Genomic DNA, 17,430 nt, shown 5'->3' with positions numbered 1-17,430 from the left:
GGCCAGGGGGGCGAGTGCGACAAAGGTGAACGACGTGACCACGGCGGCACCGGCTGCGACCCGCTCGCGATGGATCCTGGCGACGATCTGCCTGACGCAACTGATGATCGTGCTCGATTCGACCATCGTGAGCATCGCGTTGCCGTCCGTGCAGGACGCTCTCCAGATGTCGGACGGGGCCCGGCAGTGGGTGATTACGGCCTACGCCCTGCCGTTCGGCGCGCTGCTCCTGGCCGGCGGTCGGATCAGCGGCATCGTCGGGCACCCCAGGGCACTGGTCTGGGGGCTGGCCGGCTTCGCCGTGGCCTCGACCCTGGCCGGTTCCGCGCCGAACGCGCCAGCGCTCATCGCCGGGCGGGCACTACAGGGATGCTGCGCGGCCCTGCTCGCGCCGGCCGCGCTCGCGTTGCTCTCCACGATATTCGCCGAGGGGCGGGAGCGGGGTCGGGCCTTCGGCGCGTTCGCGGCGGTGAGCGCGGCCGGCTCGGCCATCGGCCTGATCGCGGGCGGCCTGCTCACCGAGTACGCGGGCTGGCGCTGGTGCCTGTTCATCAACCTGGTGATCGTGCCGATCGGCCTGTTCGGCGCTCGTGCGCTGCCGCGGGGCGAGCGCCTCACCGGCGGCCGTTTCCCAGCAGCCACCGAGGTCCTGCTGAGCGTGGCGTCGGTGGTCACGGTGGTGGCCGGGTTCAGCGCGGGGGCGTCACACGGCTGGGCGGACCCGTACACGCTCATCCTGCTGCTGGCCGGCGGGGCACTGCTCGCGGCCTTCGTCGTGGTGGAACGGCGGTCCCGCGACCCGCTGGTGCCCCCGCGCATCGTCGCTCACCGTCGGCGCGGCGGCGCCCTTCTCACCGTCTTCCTGCTACAGCTGGCGCTGTTCGGCTGCTACCTGTTCATGACCTACTTCACCCAGACGGTGCTGGGGTATTCCCCCGTCCGGGCCGGTCTGGTCCTGGTGGTGACGAGCGTGGGCGCGGTGGCCGGCGCGGTGGTCGCCGGACTGTTACACGGCCGGGTGTCGACCCGGGTGATCACCGTGCCGGGTCTGCTGGCCCTCGGCGCCGGCATCCTGATCCTGTCCCGGGCACGGGCGGACACCCCCGATGTCTTCCTGCTGTACCTGCTGCCGGCACAGATCCTCGCCGGGATGGGGCTTGGCTCTGTGCTCACCCCGCTGACCAGCGAGGTGACCGCAGGCACCGACTCCGCCGGCAGCGGTGTCGCGTCGGGCCTCTACAACGCCGTGCAGCAGGTCGGGGCGGCGGTGGGCACCGCTCTGTTCAACACCGTCGCCACGAGCACCACCGCGGGGCTGCTGATCGGCTCGGGCACCGACGCCCCGACGCGGAATGAGGCGACGGTGACCGGCTACGCGACGGCGCTGATCGTCGCGGCCGGCGTCGTGCTCGGCGCGGCCGTCGTGGCCTGGACGATCGGCCGGCCGGACCATCGATCGCAAGGAACGTAGTCAAGAAGAGGTGAGGTTCGATGAAACTCGTGGTGTTCGGCGCGAACGGCCCGACCGGCCGGCTGACCACGGAGATGGCACTGGCTCGGGGACACCTCGTCACGGCGGTGACCCGCCGCCCGGAGTCCTTCCCGCTCAGTGGAGCGGGGCTGCGGGTGGTCGGCACGGATGTGCTGAACGCGGCCGCGGTGGACGCCGTGATCGCGGGGCAGCAGGCGGTCATTTCCAGTCTCGGCGTCCCGTACACGAAGGAGACGGTGCGGGTCTACTCGCAGGGGGCGGCCAACATCATCGCCGCGATGAAGGACCACGGCCTGCGCCGACTGGTCTGCGTGACGTCGACCGGCACCACCGGCGAGCACGCCGAGGGTGAGACGTTCACCTTCAAGAAGATCATCGCGCCGATCCTGCTCCGGATGGGCCGCACCGTCTACGACGACATGGCCCGGATGGAGAAGCTGGTCGAGGCGAGCGGCCTGGACTGGACGGTGATCCGTCCCGCCGGTCTGTTCGACGGCGACGTCGTCACCGACTACCGCGCCGAGCCGCGCCGGCTGCCCGGCCGGTTCACGTCCCGCATCGATCTTGCTGACCTGCTGATTCGCGAGGCGACCGGAGACAATCACCTCGGTCAGTTCATCGACGTGGTCACGACCACCGGCGCCCCGACGTTCGCCCAGATGTTCGTCCGGGAAGCGCTTCACATCGGCAAGTGAACGGCATCGCCCCGGCTGCCGCGACAGCAGCGGCCGGGGCGACGGTCGGCTGCCCAGCCAGGCCCATCAGCCGGGAGATGGTCCGGGCGGGGAGGTCGACCGCGGTCATCAGGTCGCCTGTACCGGCGTGGACGCCGCACGATCAGCCGGCTGCGGTCACCAGGGCATCACGTGGATTCCACCAGGAGAGACCGATCTACCAAGGCCCGTCGTGGACGACCCCGGCGGGCCTCAACATTTGCCGGCAATCGATTATGTCAGGTTCAGCGCCGTCCGAGTCGCTCTCTCCGGCGTCATCGCGTGAGATGCGCCTCCGGCAACCACCGCTGCCTCAAAGGCGGTGCTGTCAGCACCTCGACCATCCCCGCTGCGCATTACAAGCTCATTGTGTTCGCCGCTGGATGCCCCGAGGAGGCAGGATGCGTCTGCACGACGACGTCACGGACTTGTGTACGGACATCTTGGCCGGACTACCGCGAAGTGACCAACGCAGGCGTGGCATGGAATACATCCGAGGGCTCCTCCTGACCCGTGGGCGCAAATCCATTCGCAACATTGCCGCCATATCGGCAGAACCCGCGGCAGAGCAGGCGTTGCACCATTTCGTAAGCGATTCCACCTGGGACTGGATGCCGGTCCGCCAGGCACTCACCCGCCATGTCACCCGGGTTGCCAACGTGTCGGCCTGGGTGCTGCACCCGACGTTGATCCGCAAGGCCGGGACGCACTCGGTGGGGGTAGGCCGGAAGTACTCGCCAGGCCTGGGACAGTCGCTCAACGCGCAGCACGCCGTGGGCCTCTGGGCCGCCACGCCCGACTTCGTCGCCCCGGTCAACTGGCGTCTGCACCTCAACGAGGACTGGCTGGCCGACGAGCACCGCCGGCGGCGCGCGGCCATCCCGGACGACATGGTCGCGCAGTCCCTGGGCGCCTGCACCGTGGAGACCTATCTCGAACTGGGGGTTGCGGCGGACGACCTCGTGCTGGTCGACGCACGGGAGATGGAGGCCGGGATGGTGGTCCGTCGGCTCCGCGCCAGTGGCGCGCCGGTGCTGATCCGCATCCCAGCCGGTCTGCGCCTAGTCGCCTCCGGGCGATCGGCCGCCGAGTGCGCCGGTGACCTGGCGGCGGCGGCACGGCACAGCCGGCGGCCGGTCTTTGGCCTGACGGCGAATCCGCCGGTGCTGGCCGGCACCGTCGCGGTTCGGTTGCCCAGCACCCGGGCACACGACCCACTGCTCATGGTCGAGCTCAGCGCGCCCGGCGGGTCCGGTCCCGGCCAGTTGTGGCTGACCAGCCGCGGCGATGTCGGCCTCGCTGACCTGGTCCGCCTGACGTCGTTGGTCCCACGGGTGGGACACGATCTGGAGATGACCGGTGACCGGGTGGGTCTGCGCGCCTTCACCGGTCGCTCGTACCGGGGCTGGCATCGACACGTCACGCTGGCCTCGGCGGCGCACACCGTCCTCGCGGCGCGGGGCTGCGCGGAACCGGCCCTCCGGCGTACGTCCTGAGCGGTGGGCGGGCGCCGCGCTCACCGCGGCGGCGCCCGCCGTACCCGAGTTCCTTCTACCGGGCCACCTGCAGAAGAGTTATCCCCATGGTCATCCCGCCACCAAACGCGGCGAGGAGTAGCAGGTCACCGGGGCGGACCGCACCCGAGCGGCGCAGCTGGTCGTAGGTGATCGGTACCGACGCCGCCCCGGTGTTGCCGTAGACGCCCAACGTGGTGGCGAACCGCTCGAACGACACTCCGAGCCGATCCGCCATGGTGGCGAGGATCCGTCCGTTGGCCTGGTGTGACACCAGGTGGCTGATCTCCTGCGGCCGTATCCCGTGCTCGGACAGGAACCCGGCGATGCCGGGGGTCACGTGGTCGTCGATGAAGTCGCGTACACCGCGCCCGTCCATGGTGAAGTAGTGCGAGCCGTCACGCATGGTTTGCTCCGAGGCCGGCAAGCGGCTGCCGCCGGCCGCCACCCCGACCAGGCCGTGCGCCTCGCTGAAGCTGACCAGCCGGGTGGCAAGGATGCTGTGCGTCGCGCCGACGCCGATCACCGCGGCTCCGGCCCCGTCACCGAAGAGGACCGTCGTGCGGCGATCGCGCGGAGACAGGATGCGCGAGTAGACGTCGGCGCCGATCACCAGCGCCGGGCGGTCGCCATTCGCGGCCACCAGCCGCTCGGCGACGGCCAGGCCATAGCTGAAGCCGCTGCACACCGCGTTGACATCAAACGCGACCGCGCCGCGGCCAGCGCCGATCTCGCTCGCGACGATGCTGGCGGTGGGGGGTTGCGGGGAATCCGGGGTCGAGGTGGCCACGATGACGAGCGCCAGGTCCGCGGCGTCGATGCCGGCATCCGCGAGGGCCATTCGCGCGGCGCTGATCGCGAGGTCAGAGGTCGCCTCGTCGGCCTTGGCCCATCGCCGTTCCCGGATCGCCGTCTTCTCGAACACCCAGTCGCCGGTCACGCCGGCGTGCTCGGCCGCCTCGGCGTTGGTCACCACCCTGCCCGGCAGGTACGAGCCGGTGCCGAGCACGCCGACCGGCCGTTCGCCTCGTGGAAATGTGAGCATTCACCAAATCCATTCCTTCGCCGGAGCCCGTCGACGAAAGCGATACGGACGGGCACGGATTTTGTCGCTTAATGTATGGCACCCGGACCGCCCGAGCAACAGTCGAAAGAGAGATGACACATTAGCCCCGGCGTCCTTGGCAGGGACATGTGCGATCGCAAGGATTCGAATGTGGACGTCAACCCCGACAACGAGCCGGCCGGATCGCCGTGGATGGATGCCATCGACGTGCACCACCACATCATTCCCGACTTTTACAGCGCAGCGGTCCGCGATATGGGCGGCGTCGCTGTGCTTTCCGGTGTCGATCGGCCGTCCTGGAGCGTCGCCAGCAGTCTCGCCATGATGGATCGGCAGGGAATACGCGCGGCCGTGGTCAACCTGTGGCCGGGCGTGCCGATGCTGGAGCGTTCCCGATCCCGCGCTTTCGCGCGCCGACTGAACGAGTATCTCGCCGAATTCGTGGCCGACGGCGCTGGCCGTTTCGGCGCGTTCGCGGTCCTGCCGTTCCCGCACCTCGACGACTGCGTCGAGGAGTTCGTGTACGCGATCGACGTGCTCGGCCTCGACGGGCTCGGGCTGCTGACCAACTACGACGGGATCTACGTCGGGGACCGTCGGCTCGATCCGCTGCTGGCCGAGGCCGAGCGGCGGCGTACACCGATCTTCATCCACCCGGGAGTTCCGCCCTCGGTCGGCCAGCCCACCTTCGGCCTGCCGCTCTCCCTCTACGAGTTCCCGTTCGAGTCGGTGCGGCTGGCCGCCCAGCTTCTCTACAACGGCACCCTGGAAAGATTCCCTGACCTGCCGATGATCCTGCCGCATGGCGGTGGTGGGATCAGCTACTACGCCGACCGGCTCACCTATGGCTCGATCATCAACGGCGAGCTCGCCGCCCGCCTCCCCGACGATCCGATCGCCGTGCTCCGACGGTTGTATTTCGACGTGGCGATGTGTGGTGGCCGGCACTCGCTCGCCTCACTCCGGCTCTTCGCCAACGTCGAACGAATCTTGGTCGGCTCCGACTACCCGTTCATGCCGGAGAGCTTTGGCGCCTCGAACGGTGCGGGAGTGGCTCGCCTCGCGCAGTTCGACCCGCCGGAATGGGCCGCGGTCAATCGCGCCAACGCGGAGAGGCTCTTTCCCCGCTTCCGCCCCACGGAGAGCTTCCCATCCACAGAGAGGTGAAGACATGCTCGACGACACGACGGTCGCCGCTTACCTGGACCGGATCGGCACCTCGCGGCCGGAGCGTCTCGACGCCGACGCGCTGCGGCTGCTGCACGCGCGACACTCGCTGACGGTGCCGTTCGAGACCATCGACTACCACCTCGGCAAGGAGATCTTCGTCGACGAGCGCGTGGTCGAGAAGATCGTGTACCAGCGCCGGGGCGGCGGCTGCGGGGAGATCAACACCTCGTTCCACTATCTGCTTGAATCGCTGGGCTTCGACATCACCATGCACCAGGGCCGGGTCTGGCTCGGGCAGGAATTCACGCCCCCGTACAACCACTCCGTGAGCACCGTGCGGTTCGGTGACGATCGGTGGCTGGTCGATGTGGGGCTGGGCCGCAGTAGTCGCTATCCGCTGTTGCTGGAGTCGCCGCAGCCGCAGGACGACCCGCACGGCACCTTCTCGACCAAGCGGGTCGCCGACAACGCCACCGACGTCTACCGGGCCGACGTGTTGCAGTTCCGCTTCTACGACGAGCCGATCGTGGCCAGCGACGGCATGCAGGTCGTGTGGTGGTACCGCACCTCGCCCGACTCGCCGTTCCTGAAGAACCTGTCCACCACGCTGCCGACGGAGAACGGGCGGGTCATCCTGCGCGAGAACAAGCTCGTGGTGATCGACGGGGATCAGCGGCGGATCGAACGGATCACCAACGACGAGGATCTGCTGGCGGCGTACGACAAGTACTTCGGCATCACGCTCGACAAGCCGCCGGTGCCGAGCCCGCACGCCAACAAGTCAATGCGTATGTCGTACGAACAGGACTGAACCGTGCTGACCGAGCAGCATGTGCAGGACTACCTGGTCCGGATCGGCGCCGACCGGCCCGAGCGCCCGGACCTCGCCGCACTGCGTGACCTGCAGGAGCGGCACACCCTCACGGTGCCGTTTGAGAGCATCGACTATCACCTCGGTCACGAGATCTACATGGACGAGCGGATCGTGGACAAGGTGGTGTACCGGCGGCGGGGCGGCGGCTGCTACGAGATCAACACCGCTTTCTACCTGCTGTTGCAGGCACTGAACTTCCCGGTGACGCTGCACCAGTGCCGGGTCTGGATCTCCGGGCGGTTCACCGCCCCGCACAATCACGTGATGATGACCGTCCACTTTCCGGACACCGGCTCACGCTGGATGTCCGACGTCGGCTTCGGCAAGAGCAGTCGTTTTCCGATGCGGCTCGGCACGACCGAGCCGCATGTGGATCCGCACGGCCGGTTCAGCACACGACGCCCGGAGCCGGACACCACCGACGTGTACCGCAACGATCTGCTGCAGTACCGCTTCTATGACGAGCCGGCCGAGTTGCCAGACTTCCGGCAGAACCTGTGGTGGTACCGCACCCATCCGGCGTCACCGTTCCTGCAGAACATGTTCTGCTCCCTGCCCCTGGAGAATGGCCGCGTCACCCTGCAGGGCAACAAGCTGACCGTCCTCGCCGACGGCCGGCAGACCACCGAGATCCTGGTCGGCGACGCCGCCGTGCTCGAGGCGTACCAGCGTTGGTTCGGGATCACCATGGACGAGCCCCCGGCGCCGGGTCCGTACGCCGACGATTCCATGCGCATGTCCTTCTTCCAGAGTGACGACGGCCTTAAGAGCCTGGTGCTGCGGTGACGACCGTGCGTGCCGCGTACATCGACCGGCTCGGGCCGGCCGCCGCGATCCGGTACGGCGACCTACCCACGCCGCATCCCGGACCGACCGACGTGCTTGTCGACGTCGTGGCCACGACGGTCAATCATGTCGACACGTTTGTCCGCTCGGGCGCGTTCCGGACGCACGTCCCGCTGCCGTTCGTCGTGGGCCGCGACCTGGTCGGTGTGGTCGCACGCTCCGGTGATGGTGTCGCCGAGTTCCACGCCGGGGACCGGGTCTGGTGCAACAGCCTCGGCCACGGAGGCCGCCAGGGCGCCGCGGCGCAGCGGGTCGTGGTGCCCGCGGACCGGCTCTATCACCTGCCTGCGGAGGCGTCGGCGGAGGCGGTAACCGTGCTGCATCCGGCCGCGACCGCGTACCTGGCGTTGGCCGTGCACGGACGCCTGCGTCCCGGCGAGACGGTAGTGGTCGGCGGGGGCGGCGGCAACGTCGGCACGGCGTTGATCACGCTGGCGGTGGCCCTGGGAGGTCGCGTGGTGGCGACCGCCGCGCCCCGGGACGAGACGTTCTGCCGGTCCGCGGGCGCTGCGGAGGTCATCGACTACGCGGCGCCCGATCTCGGGGAACGGTTGTCGGCGGCCTGCCCGGAGGGCATCGGCATCTACCTGGACACCTCCGGCACCAACGATCTGGATCTGGTGGTCGGGCGGCTCGCGGCCCGCGGCCGGATCGTGTTGCTCGCCGGTGCCCGAACCAGGCCGGTACTGCCCGTCGGTGACCTTTACATGATGGATCGGTCGATCGTCGGCTTCGTCATCTCGCACGCGACGACCGCCGAACTCGCGGAGGCTGCCGGCGCCGTCAACCGGCTGCTGGCCGCGGGCCGGCTGAACCCACGGGAGGTGGTCCGCTTCCCGTTGTCCGAGATGGCGAAGGTGCACCAGATGGTGGAGGACGGAGAGATGCGCGGGCGCCGGGCACTCGTCGTACCCGGCTGACCCGGCGGGTGTCACAGCTCGGTGAGCAGGCGGTGGAGGCGGAGCGCGAGCTGTATCTCCAGTGCCCGTGAGGGGCGCTGCCAGGTCGAGCCGAGCAGCCGTGTCACCCGCTCCAGCCGCCGGGTGACGGTGTTCGGGTGCATGTGCAGCAGTTTCGCCGCGTTGGTCGGGCTGCGCCCGGACTGGAAGTACGCGTCGAGCGTTCGGCCCAGGTCGCCGTTGCGGTGCCGGTCGTAGTCCAGGATCGGCTGGAGCGTGGTGTCGATGAACTGGTCGATGCCCTCCCGTCCGGCCAGCAGCATGGGCAGGAAACCGAGCTCCTGCACGGATACGCCACGGCCGCCCAGGTCCATCAGGATCATGATTTCCAGGCAGCGCAGGGCCTGCCGGTACCGTGCGGCCACGCCTACGGGGCCGGAACTGGGGTTGGAGGCGGCTGCCGTCACCGGCCGGCCGAAGAGCGATCGCGACTCGTCGGCGGCCGTTCGGGCGACCTCGGCCGGGTCGGTGTCTCCCGGCAGGAGCAGCACGATGTCGCCGTCGTGCATGGCGGACAGCCCACCGCTACGGGCGGCGAATGCCGCGCTCCACACCGACGCCCAGTGCGGGCTGACGCCGTCCGGACGCAGGACCACCACGACGTACGGCCGGTCCAGGTGGACGTCGAGCCTGCGGGCCTGTTCCACGAGTGTGTCGGCGGGCTTCGGCGAGGTGATCATTTCATTGAGCAGTGCCCGCCGGGCCTGACTCTCCATGCTGTCGTCGAGTTGCCGCAGGATGACCGCCGCCGCCTGGCCGATCAGGAGCAGTAGCTGGTGATCGGGCTCGCCCGGCGCTTTGTCGATCTCGACGAGCAGGCTTCCCATTCGCCGGTCACCGGCCAGTACCGGGACCACCCAGGAACGCACGTCGTGGGTGATCGGATCCCGGCCGGAGGTGGCCGGACCAGGGAGCGCCTCGGTGCGGTCGCCGCGTCCCGCCGTGGGGCGGCTCGCGGCAACCACGAGGCCGTCGGCGGTGCACAGACGCACCGATCCGCCGATCCGCCGGTCCGCCTCGTCGACGAAAGCCTGCGCGTCACCCCTAGCGACGGCCAGGTCGATGAAGCCGTAGTGCACCGAGCGCAGAGCCTGTAGCCGGTCCAGGTCGGCGGCCGCGCGGGCGGACTGCTGCTCGAGCCCATAGAGCCGGGCGATCGCGAGGTCGAGCAGTTGCGTCTTTTCCATCGCCGCGCCGGCCAGCCGGGCGAACGAGGTCAGCTGGATGCGCTCGCTGACGATGATCGCCCGGGGCCGCCGGTCGCTGAGGTACAGCGCGGTGACCGAACGGCGGGGGGCGGATCCATGAACGCGGCCGAGTCGTACGGCGATCACCGGGTGCAACGGTTCCTCGCGGGGATCGCGCGGGCCGACCAAGGGCTGTCCGGCGGCCCCCCGGGCATCGTCCGAGAGACACCAGAGAGACAAGCCGTCGAGCAGCGCCGCAGCGGACGGGTGGTTCCCCGGCAGGCGCAGTTCGCTGCCCATGCCGGAGCCGTCCACCGCGCGTACGGTGATCGCGGGCCCCTCCTCGGACACGACGGCGACGAATGCGACAGGTGCGTCGAGCAGCCGCCGCCCCTGACGGGCGATGTCCTGGAGCAGGGTTCCCTCGTCCTGCGGTGGGACGAGGCCCTGCACCTGGTCGGCAACTCCGTCCGGCTCAGCGACGTGTACGAATCCGTAACGTGGGTGGGCCGACAGCAGCGGTTCTGCAAGCACGGTGGTGCCTTGGTCGATCTTCGTAGACATGACTCTCCCCGTGTCCATAGTCGCGTCCCGGGCGTTGGCGCGCGGCACCTCCCGACGATGCCGAGCGGGTGTGCATGTCACATCACCCATCGTCACGCCGCGCACTTGGATCGCTACCCGAGATCCAGGCTAGAGCGTCGGACGGCGCGAAGAATATGGCGTGAATCAAGTAATTCGCCGGTCGGCGCGAGCGACGGTGGCGACCTGATGGATCAGCTTCGAACGCTTTGACCCCCCCGGAAGTCGTTACCGACGATTCTCCCCATGGCCCAAACCGAGACCACCACGCCACTGTTCGAAGCACAGGCGGAACTCATCGTCGAAGCCACCCCGACCGAGGTGTACGCGCTCGTCAGCGACCTTCCCCGCAGCCGGGAGTGGAGTCCCGAGTGCACCGGAGGCGAGTGGATCAGCGGCACCCCCGGTACGCCCGGCGCGGTGTTCCGCGGGCACAACCTGCGCGGCGAGGACGTCGTCTCCTGGGCGCCGGTCGTTCGCGGCACCTGGACCACCGAGGCGGAGATCCATACGGCCGTCCCCGGCACGGAGTTCAGCTGGGCGATGCGAGACAGCCAGGGCCGTGCCCAGACGAGCGTGTGGGCCTTCCGGATGATCCGGGAGCCGAACGGCTGCCGGCTCGTGCACCACTTCCGGATGGATACGCCCACCGAGGGAATCCGGAAGATCACCCAGGACATGGGCGACGACGAGCGCCGGCGGTTCATCACCGAATGGGGCGCCAAGGTCGGCGCCGACCTGCACGAGACGCTGCGCCGCATCAGGGCGATCGTCGAGAGCGAGCGGTAGGAGTCCTGACATGTTTCTACAGAGAATCGCCAACCGAGGCATCCAATTGGGCACGCTCTTCGAGCGAGCCGCGGCCGCCCACCCGGGTACCGACATCACCCTCGACCACGACCTCGACGTGGCGCCGGAGCTGGGGCGGCGGATCACCGTCGGTGCCATCGCCGACCTGATCGCCGACCTCGCCTCCCGGCTGCACGCCGTGGGGGTGCGGCCCACGGACCGCGTGGTGGTGTACAAGTCTCACAATTTCGACATCACGCTGACCGCATGCGCGCTGGCCCGGATCGGCGCCGTGCCGGTGCTGCTCTCTCCCCAGCTCGACGGTGCCACGGTCCTTCAGCTGATCCGTCGCGCCGGCCGGCCATACCTGCTGACCGACCGCGCCAAGCTCGAGCACGAGCTGCCGGAGCCGGTCTTCACCGAGACCGCCGGGGTGCTGCTCGCAGCCGGCGAGCATCCCCGTACCACCGCCCTGCGGGCGCTCACCGGCGTGCCGGAGGTCGCTCCGATCATCATGGCGCCGGACCAGCCCACCCTGATCACCCACACCTCGGGCACCACCGGCATACCGAAGCTCGCCGTCCACACCAGCCGGACGCTCCAGGCGCGCTACCGACCGCAGGCGTCGATCGCCGCGCTGGTTCGGCGCCGCTGCCCGGTGGCCATTCACGTCTCCTTCGTGCACTCCCGGCTGTTCACCGCGCTGGCGATCACCCTGTTGCGGGGGTTTCCGCTGATCGTGCTGGCCGACAACGACCCGGACCGCGCCGCGGATCTGTTCGCGGCCCACCGGCCGGGCGTGCTGGAGACCCATCCCAACTCGTTCCTGCGCTGGGAGCGGTTGGCGGACGACCCTCGTCGGCCGCTCGCCGCGGTGCGCTACTTCAGCAGCACGTTCGATGCCATCCATCCACGGACCGTGCGGCGGATGCTCGCGGCGTCCGCGTATCCAAATCCGGTCTTCGGTCAGTTGTACGGGCAAAGCGAGGTCGGTCCGGTGGCTGCCCGCGCCTTCACCCGCAAGCGGCCGGAGGGCGCCGACGGGCGCTGCGTCGGCATGCCGTTCCCCGGCATGACCGACGTGCGGGTGGTGAGCCGGGACGGGCGCCGCCCCACCTCCGAGAATCCCGGCTACATCGAGGTGCGTACCGACGGGCGCATCGTGACCTACCTCGGCGAGCAGGAGCGGTACGAGGGTCAGCGTCACGGATCGTGGTGGCGGATGGGCGACCTGGGCTACCGGACCCGGTGGGGTTGCCTGCACCTGCTGGACCGTGAGGTGGACGAGATCGACGGGTTCGGCAGCACGCTCGCGGTCGAGGACACCCTCTTCACCCAACTCGACGAACTCGTCGAAGTGATCATCCTGCCGGCTCCGCAAGGGCCACCGGTCCCGGTGATCTGCACTGACGGGGACCGCCCGCTCGACATCGCCCGCTGGGCCGCCGCGGTCGCCACCCTGCCTGCCATGGCACCGCCCGTGCAGTGGCGTCTGCAGGACCTCCCGGAGACCGCCACCACCAAGATCAAGCGGCTGGAGCTGGCCCGACAGCTGCTCGACCGGGGCAGCGCGGCGAAATGAGCACGCGAGCGCCCGTACGTGTCCTGGTCGCCGGAGGCGGCATCGGCGGGCTCGCCGTCGCCCTCGCGGTGGCGGCACACGGACATCACGTGACGGTCCTGGAACGCCAGCCGGAGTTCACCGAGCTGGGCGCGGGTATCCAGCTGGCGCCCAACGGCCTGTACGCGCTGGACGTGCTGGGCCTGGGCCCGCAGGTCCGGGCGAGCGCCGTCGCGATGTCCGAGCTGCGGTTCATGGACGGAGTGAGTGGCGAGCACGTCACCAGCATGCCGCTGACCGAGGAGTACGAGCGTCGATTCGGCAGCCCGTACGTGGTGGTCCATCGCGCAGAGCTGCACCGCCAGCTGCTCGACGCCTGCCGAGGGCGGCCCCGGATAACCCTGCGCCCCAACGCGTCGGTCGCCAGGTACACACAGTCCGCGGCCGGCGCCACCGTCCATCTGGATTCCCGCGAACAGCTGCCGGCCGACGTGATCATCGGAGCCGACGGCATCCACTCCCGGATCCGCCGTCAGATGATCGACGACGGCGAGCCGCGTAACTCCGGCATCACCGCATACCGCGCCATCGTCCCCATGGACCGGGTTCCCGCCCGGGTACGCCGGGACGCCGTCACCTGGTGGGCCGGCCCGGACTGCCACTTCGTGCACTACCCGATCAGCGGCGGCGCCTACCTCAACATGGCGGCCAGCCACTTCAACGGCGCGTCGACGCTGATCGCCGGCCGTCCGACCGAGGGCGCCCTGGTGCGGGCCGCGATGTCCCAGCTCCCTGCGGTCCGCGACCTGCTGAGCCTGAGCGACGACTGGCGTGCCTGGGTGCTGGTCGACCGGCCACCGATCGACGGCTGGACCGACGGCCGGGTCGCCCTGCTCGGCGACGCCGCGCACCCCATGCTGCACTACGCCGCGCAGGGGGCCTGCCAGGCCCTGGAGGACGCGGTGGTACTCGGCGACCTGCTCGGCCACGGCGTCGAGCCGGTGAGCCGGGTGCTCCTCCAGTACGCCGCTGCGCGACGGGAGCGAACCTCGGCGGTACAGGGCATCTCCCGCGACAGCATCCGGCTCTGGCACGCTGCCGGCGACGCCGCGTCGGCCCGCAACCGCGCACTCGCCGCCATGGCGCCGGAACAGCTGCACGACACGGTGGCCTGGATGCACGGGGCTCGGGTAGCCGCCCGACGACCGAGTGAAGCCATGCAATGACCCGTACCGGTCATCTGGAGATCTGTGTCGTCGGCGCCGGACCGCGCGGCCTGTCCGTCCTGGAACGACTCTGTGCCCAGGAACGCCACGATCGGGCCTGCGCCAGCATCACCGTGCACGTGGTGGATCCCGCCGTCCCTGGTTCCGGCGCGGTGTGGCGCACGGACCAGTCACGGCTGCTGCTCACCAATACGGTCGCCTCGCAAATCACCGTCTACACCGACCCGAGTTCTCGGCTGGGCGGCCCGATCGAGCCTGGACCCAGCCTCTACGAGTGGGCGAAGAGCGTGGCGCTGCTCGGCCCGCTCGGCGGGCACGACCAGGCCATCCTCGACGAGGCCCGGGAACTCGGCCCCGACGACTATCCCAGCCGGGCGTTCTACGGCCATTACCTGCGGGACAGTTTCCGTCGGGTCGTCGCGAACGCGCCGCCGCACATGTCGGTTCGCTCTCACCGTTCCCGGGCGGTGGCGATCGCCGACACCTCGGGCGTCACCGGCGGCCCGCAGGGCGTACGCATGGCCGACGGCACCCGGCTGCACCACCTGGACGCCGTCGTGCTCACCCTGGGTCACGTGGCCTCCCGGCTGGATCCCCGGCAGGCCCGCGCCGCGAGCTTGTCCCGGATCCACGGGCTGACCTACCTGCCCCCAGCCAGTCCGGCCGACGTCGATCTGGATCACATCGTCGCGGGTGAGCCGGTGCTGTTGCGGGGGCTCGGGCTGACCTTCTTCGATTTTATGATCCTGCTGACGGTGGGTCGGGGGGGAACGTTCGACCGGGCCGACCGGCGCCTGCGGTACCGACCGAGCGGGGCCGAGCCGATGCTGTACGCCAGTTCGCGGCGCGGAGTGCCGGCGCACGCCCGCGGCGACAACCAGAAGGGGGTGTCCGGCCGGTACCTGCCCCGGCTGCTGACCGCGGAGGCGGTGGCGCAGTTGCGAGCGCGTCGTGCGCGCGGCGAGTCGATCCGGTTCCGGCGGGACCTGTGGCCACTGATCGCCACTGAGGTGGAGAGCGTCTACTACGCGACGTGGCTGCGCCGGGCGGGGGCGGTCGACCAGGCCGATTCCTTCGTGGAGCGCTACCTGGCCGCGCCGCGAGGGCGGCACGCGGCTCTGCTCGACGAGTGCCAGGTACCGACGGTGGACCGCTGGGACTGGGATCGGCTGGCCCATCCGTACCGTGATCGCACCTTCGACAATCGGGATGAGTTCCGGGCCTGGCTCATCGAGTACCTGGCTCGCGACGTGGCCGAGGCGCACGCGGGCAATGTTCATGGGCCGCTGAAGGCCGCTCTGGACGTTCTTCGTGATCTGCGCAACGAAATCCGCCTGGCGGTCGATCACGGCGGCATCGACGGCGACTCCTACCGCGACGAGCTGACCGGGTGGTACACGCCGCTCAACGCGTTCCTGTCGATCGGTCCACCGGCTCGGCGCGTCGAGGAGATGGTCGCGCTGATCGAGGCGGGTGTCCTGGAGCTGACCGGGCCCGGTACCCAGATCGTCATCGACACGCAGACGCCGGCGTTCGTCGCGACGTCGCGGGTGGTGCCCGGGCCGCCGGTGCGTGCCGGAGTTCTCATCGAGGCGCGACTACCCGAGGCGGATCTGTCCGGCACCGCCGAGCCGTTGCTGCGCCACATGCTCGACACCGAGCAATGCCGGCCGTACCGGATCCCGTACGGCAACGGAGGCAGACATGAAACAGGAGGACTGGCCGTGACCGAACGTCCCTACCGGGTCATCGACGCCCAGGACCAGGCCCACCCTCGCCGGTTCGCGTTCGGTGTGCCCACCGAGTCGGTGCACTGGGTCACCGCGGCCGGCGTCCGGCCCGGCGTCGACTCGGTGATCCTGGCCGATGCCGACGCGATCGCGTCGGAACTCAGGTCACTGCCGCCAGTGGGGCCCACGGTGACCGACCGTGACGCCTCGGGGGTCGCCGGCATCCACGGGGTGATCGTGTGATGGGCAACGTGGACGTGGCGGTAGACAGCGGGCTGCTGTCGCCGGTGCGCGCCGGCACGAGGGTCGAGCAGGTCGTCGGGGACCGGGCCTGGCTGCAGGCCATGCTGGACGCCGAGGCGGCGCTGGCCCGGGCGCAGGCCCGGTTGGGCACCATGCCGCTGCAGGCCGCCGCGGTGATCACCCGTACTGCCCGGGCCGAGCTCTTTGACCTCCGGGAGATCGCGCTGGCCGCCCGGGACACCGCGAATCCGGTGGTGGCCCTCGTCAGCCGACTCACCCGAGCCGTCGCGGAGCTCGACCCCGCATCCGCCGAGTACGTCCATCGGGGCTCCACCAGCCAGGACATCTTGGACACTGCGGCGATGATGGTCGCACACCACGCACTGAGCGTGGTGGACGGCCATCTCGGCGAGGCCGCCGACGCCTTCGCCGAGCTGGCCCTCGTTCACCGCGACGTGCCGATGGCCGGGCGCACGCTGGCCCTGCACGCCGCGCCCACGACATTCGGGCTGAAGGCGGCGGGCTGGCATCAGTTGCTGGTGGACGCGCGTGTCCGCCTGCGTCGGGTACGGGACGAGGGCCTGCCCGTGTCGCTGGGCGGGGCGGCCGGTACCTTGGCCGGCTATCTCGAGTACGCGGCGCTGGACGGCGCCACCGAGCCCGGTCCCGAGTACGTGGACGGCCTGGTGGTGGCGTTCGCGGAGGAGACTGGGCTGAGCCGGCCGGCGCTGCCATGGCACACGCTGCGTACTCCGTTGGCGGACCTCGCAGCGGTGCTCGCCTTCGTGGCCGGCGCTCTGGGCAAGATCGCGGTCGACGTGCTCTCGCTCGCCCGCAGCGAGGTGGGAGAGGTGGCGGAGCCTGCGGCCAGCGGTCGAGGTGCCTCCTCGGCAATGCCGCACAAGCGGAATCCGGTCTTCGCCACGCTGATCCGCAGCGCCGCTCTCCAGGTGGCGCCGATGGCGGCCGGACTCACCCAGGCGCTGGTCAGTGAGGACGAGCGGTCCGCCGGGGTGTGGCATGCCGAGTGGTTGTTGCTGCGCGAGTGCCTGCGGCTGACCGGCGGTGCCGCCGAGACGGCCGTGACACTGGCACGAGGGCTGGTCGTCCACCCGGACCGGATGGCTGCCAACCTCACGATCACTCGCGGCCAGCTCACCTCCGAGCGGATTGCCGCCCAGCTCTCCCGTACGGTCGGCCGGGACCGGATCAAGGAGGTGCTGACCCGGGCCTCCGCGGAAGCGGAGGCCACCCTGCGTAGCCTGTTCGACGTTCTGGCGGAAACACCGGAACTGCGGGACCGTTACACCGCCGAAGACCTGGCTCGGATCGGCGATCCGACCCGGTATCTCGGCGCGGCGGGCCACCTGGTGGACGGGGTGCTCGGCGACCGGCCGGGCCCTAACGGAGCACGGTGATGAGCTGGTCGGGCCCGCCATACGGCTCGTCCAGACCCGGACGCGCACCTACCTGGTGCT

General features: G+C 69.9%; 14 protein-coding genes. 12 read left to right on the top strand and 2 right to left on the bottom strand.

Annotated elements, in window-relative coordinates:
- Positions 1-34 precede the first annotated feature (34 nt).
- The 3 genes from AB0O48_RS20220 to AB0O48_RS20210 all read left to right on the top strand — a co-directional run bounded on the left by AB0O48_RS20220 (position 35) and on the right by AB0O48_RS20210 (position 3,701).
- Positions 35-1,471, top strand: a complete 1,437-nt coding sequence (locus AB0O48_RS20220) for an MFS transporter (RefSeq protein ID WP_357571303.1) — start codon at positions 35-37, stop codon at positions 1,469-1,471.
- Positions 1,472-1,491: 20 nt separating this feature from the next.
- A complete protein-coding gene (locus AB0O48_RS20215; protein ID WP_357571302.1) occupies positions 1,492-2,187 on the top strand; it encodes an SDR family oxidoreductase in 696 nt (231 codons plus the stop codon).
- Positions 2,188-2,264: 77 nt separating this feature from the next.
- Complete coding sequence (locus AB0O48_RS20210) at positions 2,265-3,701, top strand: transposase (RefSeq protein WP_365067678.1); 1,437 nt, start codon at positions 2,265-2,267, stop codon at positions 3,699-3,701.
- A gap of 55 nt (positions 3,702-3,756) precedes the next feature.
- On the opposite strand, the gene AB0O48_RS20205 is transcribed toward AB0O48_RS20210, so the two are convergent.
- Positions 3,757-4,764, bottom strand: a complete 1,008-nt coding sequence (locus AB0O48_RS20205; protein ID WP_357571301.1) for a ketoacyl-ACP synthase III — start codon at positions 4,762-4,764, stop codon at positions 3,757-3,759.
- A gap of 171 nt (positions 4,765-4,935) precedes the next feature.
- Between AB0O48_RS20205 and AB0O48_RS20200 the strand changes: the two genes are divergently transcribed.
- Genes AB0O48_RS20200 through AB0O48_RS20185 form a run of 4 tightly spaced genes read left to right on the top strand, consistent with a single transcriptional unit; the run spans position 4,936 to position 8,595 of the window.
- Positions 4,936-5,952: an amidohydrolase family protein gene (locus tag AB0O48_RS20200; protein WP_357571300.1), complete on the top strand. Its 1,017-nt coding sequence runs from the start codon at positions 4,936-4,938 to the stop codon at positions 5,950-5,952.
- Between the two features lie 4 nt (positions 5,953-5,956).
- Entirely contained in the window at positions 5,957-6,766 is an 810-nt protein-coding gene (locus tag AB0O48_RS20195) for an arylamine N-acetyltransferase (RefSeq protein WP_357252416.1), read from the top strand.
- Between the two features lie 3 nt (positions 6,767-6,769).
- On the top strand, positions 6,770-7,615 hold the full coding sequence (locus AB0O48_RS20190) for an arylamine N-acetyltransferase (RefSeq protein WP_357252413.1): 846 nt from the start codon (positions 6,770-6,772) through the stop codon (positions 7,613-7,615).
- Positions 7,612-8,595: an NADPH:quinone reductase gene (locus tag AB0O48_RS20185; RefSeq protein WP_357252410.1), complete on the top strand. Its 984-nt coding sequence runs from the start codon at positions 7,612-7,614 to the stop codon at positions 8,593-8,595. The genes AB0O48_RS20190 and AB0O48_RS20185 overlap by 4 nt, the downstream gene beginning before the upstream one ends.
- A gap of 11 nt (positions 8,596-8,606) precedes the next feature.
- Here AB0O48_RS20185 and AB0O48_RS20180 read toward each other — a convergent pair whose 3' ends face one another.
- On the bottom strand, positions 8,607-10,385 hold the full coding sequence (locus AB0O48_RS20180; protein WP_357571299.1) for a helix-turn-helix domain-containing protein: 1,779 nt from the start codon (positions 10,383-10,385) through the stop codon (positions 8,607-8,609).
- Positions 10,386-10,649: 264 nt separating this feature from the next.
- Between AB0O48_RS20180 and AB0O48_RS20175 the strand changes: the two genes are divergently transcribed.
- From AB0O48_RS20175 to AB0O48_RS20155, 5 genes are read left to right on the top strand one after another with little or no spacing between them, the layout of a single operon-like run.
- Positions 10,650-11,192, top strand: coding sequence for an SRPBCC family protein (locus AB0O48_RS20175; RefSeq protein WP_357252404.1), 543 nt, complete (start codon positions 10,650-10,652; stop codon positions 11,190-11,192).
- Positions 11,193-11,202: 10 nt separating this feature from the next.
- Positions 11,203-12,774, top strand: coding sequence for an AMP-binding protein (locus tag AB0O48_RS20170; RefSeq protein ID WP_365067479.1), 1,572 nt, complete (start codon positions 11,203-11,205; stop codon positions 12,772-12,774).
- A complete protein-coding gene (locus AB0O48_RS20165; protein ID WP_357571298.1) occupies positions 12,771-13,979 on the top strand; it encodes an FAD-dependent monooxygenase in 1,209 nt (402 codons plus the stop codon). The genes AB0O48_RS20170 and AB0O48_RS20165 overlap by 4 nt, the downstream gene beginning before the upstream one ends.
- A complete protein-coding gene (locus AB0O48_RS20160; RefSeq protein WP_365067475.1) occupies positions 13,976-15,952 on the top strand; it encodes an FAD/NAD(P)-binding protein in 1,977 nt (658 codons plus the stop codon). The genes AB0O48_RS20165 and AB0O48_RS20160 overlap by 4 nt, the downstream gene beginning before the upstream one ends.
- Entirely contained in the window at positions 15,952-17,370 is a 1,419-nt protein-coding gene (locus tag AB0O48_RS20155; protein WP_365067472.1) for an adenylosuccinate lyase family protein, read from the top strand. Before AB0O48_RS20160 ends, AB0O48_RS20155 begins: the two co-directional genes overlap by 1 nt.
- Positions 17,371-17,430 lie beyond the last annotated feature (60 nt).

The sequence above is a fragment of the Micromonospora sp. NPDC085948 genome (assembly GCF_040686315.1).
Classification (GTDB): Bacteria; Actinomycetota; Actinomycetes; order Mycobacteriales; family Micromonosporaceae; genus Micromonospora.
This window is presented reverse-complemented; position numbering and strand designations above follow the sequence as displayed.